The organism is Frankia sp. CeCAU1 (genome assembly GCF_977971845.1).
On record NZ_CDWWXA010000135.1, the window covers coordinates 3,143 to 11,543 of the forward strand.

Sequence of the window (8,401 nt, forward strand, 5' to 3'; positions counted from 1 at the left end):
CCCGCGCTCGGTCAGCCAGACCGCCGGGCCGGCCGACCCCGGGAACTGGGGGCGGACCACCGTCAGGTACTCCTCGAGCACCCCGGCCGCCCACGGGAACACCGTCGCGACCGCGCGGCGCCGCGGCGGACTGCCCCGCATCGCCTTGCCGAACCGGACCTGGCAGACACCTAGCGAGCCCAGCTGCCGCGCGGCCGGGTTCGTCGAGAAGTCGGCGACGTCGAGCTTGACCGCCTCCGCCCGGCGCAGCCCCCAGCCGTAGATCACCTTGAACACCGCCGTGTCGCGGAACGCCTGTAGCCAGCCCTTGCGCCGGCTGCCCGCCAACTGCTCGACCCGGTCGTCGGCCGTGTCGAAGAACGCCTGCAGCTCGGCGCGCGTCAGCGGCCGCCGTTCCGGGCGGCACTCGTGGTCGGCGACGTGCGTCGCCCTGTTCTCGTCGTGGCAGATCCGGCCCGGCGCCAGGCCGACCCGCTGCTCGCACTCGGCGACCCAGCCATACCGCGGGTCGCACGCGTAGTCACAGAACATCGCGACCGCGCCCTGGTAGTTGCGCACCGTCGAGTGCGCCCAGCCGCCGGCGGCGACCCAGCCCTCCAGCTGCGCCGGCGTCCACGTCCACGGCCAGCTGCCGCTGGCCGCCTGGAAACGGCGCACCACCCGTCCCCGGCCGTCGATCAGCGACGAGCTCAGCCGGCGGCTGACCTGCTGGCGGCGGAAACCTGCCAGCATCTCGTCGAACAGCACCGGCTCCGCCCGCAGCGGCGTCGCGCCGTCCACGAGCGCCAGCGCCGCCGTGCCCGCAGTCCTCGACCGCATATCAGCGTCTCCCTACACGTTGCGCCAGCCGCCACATCGCGGCACCGAACGCAACGCCACCAGACGCCACAATCTGTCATTGAATGCATCGAAAGAGTAATCACAGCAGGTCAGACGGCATGTCGCCCATGTCGTCAGCCCGCGCGAAGAAACCCCACTGGCACAGAAACTCCTGCTCGCGGGCGATCACAGAAACTGCCGAATGTTGCATTGGATGCAACATTGCCCAGTTAGAGCATCGACGCGAAGGCGTGGCGCAGATCATGCGGCCGCAGTATCAAACTCCGCCGCCATCCCGGTGCGCTGGCGACGGAGCGTCCCTTTCCGGGGCGTGGCCGAGGTTCCGCTCGGCTTCGCGAGCCCGTTACTCCGGTTGCCGGAGAGAACGGAGCAGGAGCCGGCCGAACCGGGTGAGGAGCAGGGCGCCGGAACCGGCGAGCGCGGCGAGGACGCCGATGAGGAGGTCTCGCGCCGAGCTCACGCCGAGGACCTGGAGTACCGCGAAGGCGGCGCCGAAGGGCAGGCCGACGACGGTGATGACGCCGAGCGCCGCGCCGACCTGCTGCCCCTCCTGGGTCTGGGCGATCCGGTTCAGGTCGACGATCTCGGTGAGCACGGCGTCGAACCGCTCGGGCAGACGGTGCTGTACCTGATAGGCGGTGAGGATGTCGTTCGCCGGGCCGTGGGCGCTGGCGTCCCGGAGCCAGTAGATGTTGCGGAATCGCGCGGCCCGTTCTTCGAGACGAGCAAGATGACGCGTAAGGTCCTGGGCTTCGAACGCGCGGGCCGCCTCGGCGATCATCTCGGTGATGGCCACGTTCTGGATCATGCCGATCAGGACCGCGTCGAGGTAGGTGGTGTGGGCGTAGAGCTGGGCGAAGCCGAAGAACGCATCGTCGGCGCCGTCGTCGGGGCGTAGACCGAGAAAGGCGGCGCCGTCCCGGGTGACGAGCCCGCGCCAGTCGGCGGAGAGAATCACTCGTCCGTCGAGGAGCTGGTCGGCGTGGTCGGGATCCGGCGGGTAGTCGGCGTTGGCGGTACGGGATGCGAGATGCCACAGCCAGGTGTCCGCGGTCGACCAAGAGTCGATTCGGACGGCGTCAACGGGTCGCGGCGGGTCGGCTTCGGGAAGGGTGGGGAAGGTCAGGAAGGCGATTGTGAACCTTCGGGCCGACGGCGCCAGGCGGGCCCAGGTGGGCAGCGCCGAGCCGAGGTCGGGGGGTGGGGTCGCACTGCCGCGCCGGCCGGCGACGGTGCGCAGGACGTCGAGGAGCTCGGACCCGCCGGTCTGGATATGGACATGGACGATGACGAAGGCGCGATCCGGCCGGTCCGGGTCGGGTAGGAGGATCTCCGTCCCGAAGATCGGGCTGTCCGTCTCGCCGGTGGGTGCGGTGCGCTGCCAGCGGCTCGGCCGGTCAGGCGTGCCGTAGAGGATGCGTGCGCAGGCGGCGCTGAAATAGGTGCTGCGTGCGGCGGTGGTCGCTTCGATTTCCTTGTGGCGTAACGGCAGCGGACCTTCCGGCCAGTCCGGGGTGCCGGTGAGGAAGGCGGGACAGACGACCACGAAGGAATGCCGTCCCGGCTGGTCTACCGGTAGAATTCGTCGACCTCCGGAAGGTCCAGTCTGATCACGAAGTGAGCTCGGCCGGTGGACGGGTCGACCTCGAAACGCACACGCTCCCCGACGATGATCGTGCGGAATCCTTCGGTGACGATGTCGCTGTAGTCGAAGCCGTGGATCTCGCCGGTCTCGTCGTCGCGAACCAGGTAGGTGGCGGTGACCCGGTGGGGTCCGCTGCCCAGCGGCTGACGGTCGACGATCCGGCCGAACCGCTGCCCGCTGTCCGGCTCGCCGGTCATGGTCACGCGACCTCCCGCACGCAGCGGAACCCGACGGCGTTACTGCTGCCCCGACGTAGGTACAGGGCCTTCGACGAAGTCTGCACCGCCCGGTACGGGTTGTCGTAGGAGCCGCCGCAGATCACCGCGGAGTTGATCCCGTCGAACACGGTCTCGGTCCATTCCCACACGTTGCCGGACATGCCGTGCACCCCGAACGGGGACAGGTTCGCCGCATGATCGGTCACCGGGGTCGGGGCGCAGTCCCGCAACCGGCCGCCGTCGATCTCCTGCTTCCAGACCTCGTAGGTCACCAACGGCCGGCCGCTCCACGCGTCGGCGCAGTTGACCGCGGCCAGGTCGACGTCGTCTCCCCAGGGGAACAGCCGGCCATCCGTGCCCCGGGCGGCGGCCTCCCACTCGACGCAGGTCGGCAGCCGCTTGCCCTCGAAGCGGGCGAAGGCGTAGGCACTCCACCAGTTGACGCAGTTCGCCGGGTAGTTGTCGTACACCGGATCGGTGAAGTACTCCGGGTTCCGCAAGCGTTCCTGCCATGGTTCGTGGCTGTGGCCTGGCGGAGTGGCCGGATGATCCCACTGCGCGCAGCCCTGCTCGGCGACCGCGGCGAGGAACGCCCTGTACCGCCCGACCGTCACGGGGAACTCGTCGAACAGCACCGGCTTCTCGATCTTTCGAAGAAGGAGGCGGTGGCTCGGCCCGACCAGGTACGTCGCTGCCGGCAGCGTCCGCGAGGGCGCGGGGATCGTCTCGGCGCCGAGGTGGACGAGGAACTCCCGGACCTGCTCGGTCAGAATCGGTTCGGCGTTGCTGCCCGCGGCCTCCCGTCCGGCCGCGGTCCGCAGGTAGCGCGCGGCGAAATACTCCTGGAAAACGGTGTGCACCAACGCCACCGTGCCGGCGCCGGCCGGGCGGAACAGGGGCGCGAGCAGGAACGTCTCCAGCGTGACCCGTCCCTCGGCGAAGCATTCGATGCCGACGTGGGTGCAGATGTCCGCCAGAGTGAACACCGCCTGATCGGCCAGGAACGCCGGGCCGAAGTAACTCTCCAGCCTGGGCTGGAGATCAGCGAGCCCGGCGGTGTTCAGGACCTGCCCGATGCGGGCCGGCACCAGGTCCGCGAGGTGCCTGGCCGCATCCACGGCGGGCCCCCGCGCGAGCTGGCCGGTCTGCTGAGCGAGCCGCAGTTCCAACGGCGAGACCGAGTAGACCCGCTCGTCCGCGTGCAGCTTCAGGTCACCGAGCCGGACCACGCTAAACTGCGGAAGCTCCAGCGGATCGACGCCGTTCGCGTGCAGCTGCTGGACGAGCTGCTCCGAGATCAGCGACGAGCTGTTCAGCAGCCGGCGGACCTCGGGCGAGTCGGCGAGGAACGAGTAGCGGGACGACATCACGACCGTCGACTCCGCCGACAGCGCCTGCGAGACGTCGGAGAACACACCGAGGAACGCCTCCAGGCTCGTGTTCGGCACCGCCTCATCGATCGCGTCGAGCACGCACAGCACGGAGCCGGCCCGGATCAGGTACAGGAAGACGTCGAAGACCCGGTTCCGCGGAACCGTCATGTACGGGTTGAGGGTCCGGGTGACAAAGTCACCGAACTCCTCCTCGGGTTCCTTCAGGCTCATGTCCAGGTAGAAGCGGTAGCGATGCCGTGCGGGTTCCGAGCCGTCCGCCGCGAGCTGCTTCAGCAGCGTCGTCTTCCCGCTGCCCGGACCACCAATGACGAGGATGTTCGCCGAGGTTCCCGCGAGACGGCGCAGGATCTCCCCGGCGTCGAACGTCTCGGTGACCGTCATCTCGCCGGTGTGCTGGTCCGCTTCCAGCACATCCCCAGCGATCCTGAACGGCTCCATGTCACGGGGTCTCGTCTCCGGGTAGCTGAGCGTCAGGGCGGACAGATGCGACGGTACGTCGACGATTCTCTCCATGAACCGCTCGTAGGCCACGATGCGGATCTCACCGTCCGCGAACGGCGCCACATCCTCGGACGGCTCGTCCTCGACGATCAGAAACCGGGTGTGCTTCGGGAGCTGGGTACTGAGGATCTCGCCGCCGGTCGTAGTGAGAAGCTGGTTCAGCTCCTCCAGGCTGCGACTGAGCATGATCTCCACATACTCGGCCTGCAACCCGATCTGCCGGCAGAACAGCTGGTAGACGGTGCTCTCGGACAGCTCGAACCGCTTGATCGCCTTGTAACCCAGGGTCGCGTACAGGCCCGAGAGGAACTCGGCCTTCCGCTCGACGAGCGGATCAAGGCCGGGCGCGTCACCGGTGATCGCGGTAACGCCGGTGCTGGTGAACCAGTCCAAGACGTCCAGGAGCCGGCGCACGGCGAGAAGGCCGTCCTCCTCGGCGATCTCATAACCGTCATGCGACGAACGGTTCCGAAGCCGCTGGATGTCGGTAAACGCGTTGATGATGTTGGTACTGCGGATATGCGGCCGGCAACCTTTGATCAGATCGTTCAGCGCCTTGCCGGACGGGTCGCCCGGAACCTCACGATGGGTCCACAGCTGCTTCAGCAGCCGTTCGGCGATCTTTCCGATGAGCGAGACGGTGTTCTCCGGATAGCCGTCACTCAACGACTTGATCGGCCGGGTGAAGTCGAGGCCGAGATGTCGCGCGATCCGATCATGACCGTTGAGCTCGCCCTGCAGCCGATGAAGACGGTCATCGACGGTCTCGGTCACGAGACGGTCCTCCTCCGGGTACCGAGCACGAAGGCGAACCGGTCGGGAAAGAACAGCACCGGTTCCGGATGGCGGGCGTCGATCTCGGCCACGCCTGCTTCGATCTGGTCATCATCGAACGTCGAGAGCAACGACATGTACCGACTGCGCACCATCGCCAGGTACCGGTCCTTCGGGATGCTCAACGGGTGGTCGCGGTACGTAAGACTCGCGGTCAGGCCCGCATCGCGCATGTGGTCCGCGATGTCGGCAGGGTCCGGCTGCAGCTCCTCGAACCGCTCCAGGGCCGCGACGAACAGCGGGTACGAGATCCGGATCGGCAACATCACGATGAGGAAACGGCCACCGTCGCCGAGAAGGCCTGTGAGCCCGGCGATGACCCGCGGACGGTCGGCGGGGGCCACGTGGTGGATCGCCTCTTTGATCATCACCACGTCGAGCGAACCGGGCCCGACGGCCGTCGTTGCGTCGGGGCTGGCCGCGCCGGCGAGCTGCTCCGCCGAGGCGTGCACCGGGCGAAGACCGGGATCCGAAGGCAGCTGGCTCAGCATCCCCTCGGACGGGTCGGCGCACAGGATCGGCGTCGACGGCCGGACGATCTCGAAAACCCGGCGGGTGTACAGTCCCGTCCCGCACCCGACGTCGATGATCCGATCGTGGGAGGTCAGGGTGAGCGCCCCGGCCATCTCCCGGGCCATCCAGCCGAGGAAGACGTCGCTGTAGGTCCAGTTCTGGTCGTACGCGCCAGCGAGGCGCTCATAGTGTGCCGACGTTCCCGGCTCCGCCAAACTGGATCACCTCCCGCCCTGCAACCCAGGCGGATCGTAACCGATCGGCTCCCCAACGGCTCCGGATTGGGACAAGTCGGCCAACGAGCATGACGCCCTGCCATCGCCTCTGGCGACATAACCGGGAACCCTGCTCGTCCCTCCGACGACCACGGTTCTCGCGAGAGTCGAGCCGGGCCAGCGGGTCGGCCAACTGTCCGGCGTTGCGTTGCGCTGCGCATAGCCGGCATAGCAGTTGTTCATGAGGACGTGGGTCGTGGCGACGTCGTTCGCCAGCTCCCGGATCCTCGGGGCCATGCGCGCAGTTCGTCCTCGCTGTAGCGGTAGCCGAAGCGTTCGTGGATGTCCTTACCCGTCCACCGCTCGCTGTGACCGTGGAACCGGACGACCGCGAGATCGGCGGTCGCTGCGAGCACCGGCGGAATCGAACTTGGGTAGCCCTGGGGCATGTGGACTCACGCGTGCAGAATCTCCTGAGAGGCGAGGAAATCGAGTGTCTCCTCACGGTTACGCTCGTCCATCCAGGTGTGGTTACGGAATTCCACGTAGATCCGCACCGGCCGGCACCGGCGCTGGTGACCTCCGGTGGGTACCATCCGGACCTCAGCAGCGTCGGGTCCGTCCAGGAAGCCGTCCCGACCAGAATGTCACCCACGCCCGTCGCCTCCTCGCCGGGTTCCACGCTCACGAACCGGTACCCGCCCGCAAACGGCATGGTTGGCGCAGGACCCGTCATCCGGGGCGGTGACCGGTCAGGCGGCGGTGACCGGTCAGGCGACGGCGAGCGTGGTCGACCAGAGCACCGCACCGCCGGAGTCCCGCAGCTCCACGGTGAGCCCGCCACCGGGATCGAGGTGCACGCGGCCGAAGAACTGCAGACCGGCCGAGGGCGGCAGGTTGGACTGACCCGCCGGAGGGGCCTTCACGAAAACAGCCTCGGGGCCGAAGGTGGGATCGAGCGTGTTCGGGCCGAACGTGCCGGCGTTCAACGGCCCGGAGACGAACTCCCAGAACGGGTCGAAATCGGTGAAGGCAGCCCGGTCCGGGTGGTAGTGGTGTGCCGCCGTGTAATGGACGTCAGCAGTCACCCAGACCACATTGCGGACCCGGTGCCGGCGGAGGCCGGCGAGGAGGTCCGCGATTTCCACCTCGCGCCCCAGCGGGGCACCCGGCCGGCCCTGCGCCACCGCCTCCACGCCGCTCGGGTTGTCCGGCACCAGCAGCCCGAGCGGGAGATCGGCGGCGACCACCTTCCAGGTGGCGCGGCTGGCGGCGAGCCCGGCCAGCAGCCACTCGCTCTGGTGGCGGCCAAGTATCGCCACGCCGGCGGGATCCTCCTGGCCGTCGGGATTCGGGTTCTTGAACGAGCGCATGTCCAGGACGAAGACATCGAGCAGCGGGCCGTAGGAGATCCTGCGGTAGATCCTCCCGCCCGGGTCGGCCCGACCGGGAATGAACGGGGTGTACTCCAGGAACGCCTGCCGCGAGCGCGCCGCGAGGACGTCCACCCGTTTCTCGCTGTACCGGAAGTCGTCGAGAATCTCACCGGGATACCAGTTGTTGAGCGTCTCGTGGTCGTCCCACTGGAACACCCACGGCACCTCGCGGTTGAACGCGAGCAGGTTTGCGTCGAGCAGACTGTACCGGTAGTTGCCGCGGTACTCCGCGAGGGTCTCGGCGACCTTGGACTTCTCCGGGACGACGAGGTTGCGCCACACCGAGCCGTCCGCGAGCGGAACCGTCGGGAGGATCGGCCCGTCCGCGTACACGGTGTCCCCGGAGCAGATCGCGAAGTCCGGGTTCAGCCGGCGCATCGTCTCGAAGATCCGCATTCCACCGAGATCGGGGTTGATACCCCACCCCTGGCCGCAGATGTCACCAGACCAGACGAACGAGACGTCGCCAGCACGCCCGGGGGCGGTCCGGAACCGGCCGATCGACGTCTCGCCGACGAGCGCCGGGTCATCCGCCGAGGCGAGGCGGACCCGGTAGAACACCTCCTCGCCGGCAGGCAGGCCGCGGACCGGCACCGAGGCGGTGAAGTCGGTCGCCGCGTCCACCCGGACGACGCCGACCCGCCGGGCTGCGGTGAACGTCTCGGTGGCTGCCACGTCGACCGCGAGCACCGCCTGCCGATCGGCCCGTGCCCACACCACCGCGCTGTCCGCGGTGACATCGCCGGACTGCACGCCGGAGGTAAACGTGGGCCGGCCACCCCGCACCTGGCCCGGGGCCCGGTCC

The 8,401-nt window shown here is 68.5% G+C and carries 7 protein-coding genes; all 7 read right to left on the bottom strand.

All coding sequences use genetic code 11. From position 1 onward, the window contains the following. A partial coding sequence (locus AC08OO_RS19170) for a tyrosine-type recombinase/integrase (RefSeq protein WP_476611235.1) occupies positions 1-819 on the bottom strand: 819 nt, incomplete at its 3' end. Positions 820-1,183: 364 nt separating this feature from the next. Further along, entirely contained in the window at positions 1,184-2,386 is a 1,203-nt protein-coding gene (locus AC08OO_RS19175; RefSeq protein ID WP_476611236.1) for a hypothetical protein, read from the bottom strand. 23 nt (positions 2,387-2,409) lie between these two features. Further along, complete coding sequence (locus AC08OO_RS19180) at positions 2,410-2,682, bottom strand: hypothetical protein (protein WP_011435464.1); 273 nt, start codon at positions 2,680-2,682, stop codon at positions 2,410-2,412. A gap of 2 nt (positions 2,683-2,684) precedes the next feature. Then, on the bottom strand, positions 2,685-5,372 hold the full coding sequence (locus AC08OO_RS19185) for an SUMF1/EgtB/PvdO family nonheme iron enzyme (protein ID WP_476611237.1): 2,688 nt from the start codon (positions 5,370-5,372) through the stop codon (positions 2,685-2,687). Next, positions 5,369-6,160 carry a class I SAM-dependent methyltransferase gene (locus AC08OO_RS19190; RefSeq protein ID WP_476611238.1) on the bottom strand — a complete coding sequence of 264 codons (792 nt, stop codon included), beginning with the start codon at positions 6,158-6,160 and terminating at the stop codon, positions 5,369-5,371. Before AC08OO_RS19190 ends, AC08OO_RS19185 begins: the two co-directional genes overlap by 4 nt. 239 nt (positions 6,161-6,399) lie before the next feature. Continuing rightward, complete coding sequence (locus AC08OO_RS19195) at positions 6,400-6,576, bottom strand: DUF72 domain-containing protein (RefSeq protein WP_476611239.1); 177 nt, start codon at positions 6,574-6,576, stop codon at positions 6,400-6,402. Between the two features lie 354 nt (positions 6,577-6,930). Beyond that, positions 6,931-8,401 (bottom strand): alkaline phosphatase D family protein (locus AC08OO_RS19200; protein ID WP_476618841.1); only part of this gene is annotated, 1,471 nt, incomplete at its 5' end.

Bases quoted from the DNA above. Each gene is read 5' to 3' on its own strand.
- AC08OO_RS19180 (WP_011435464.1), bottom strand. From the start codon at position 2,682: ATGACCGGCGAGCCGGACAGCGGGCAGCGGTTCGGCCGGATCGTCGAC.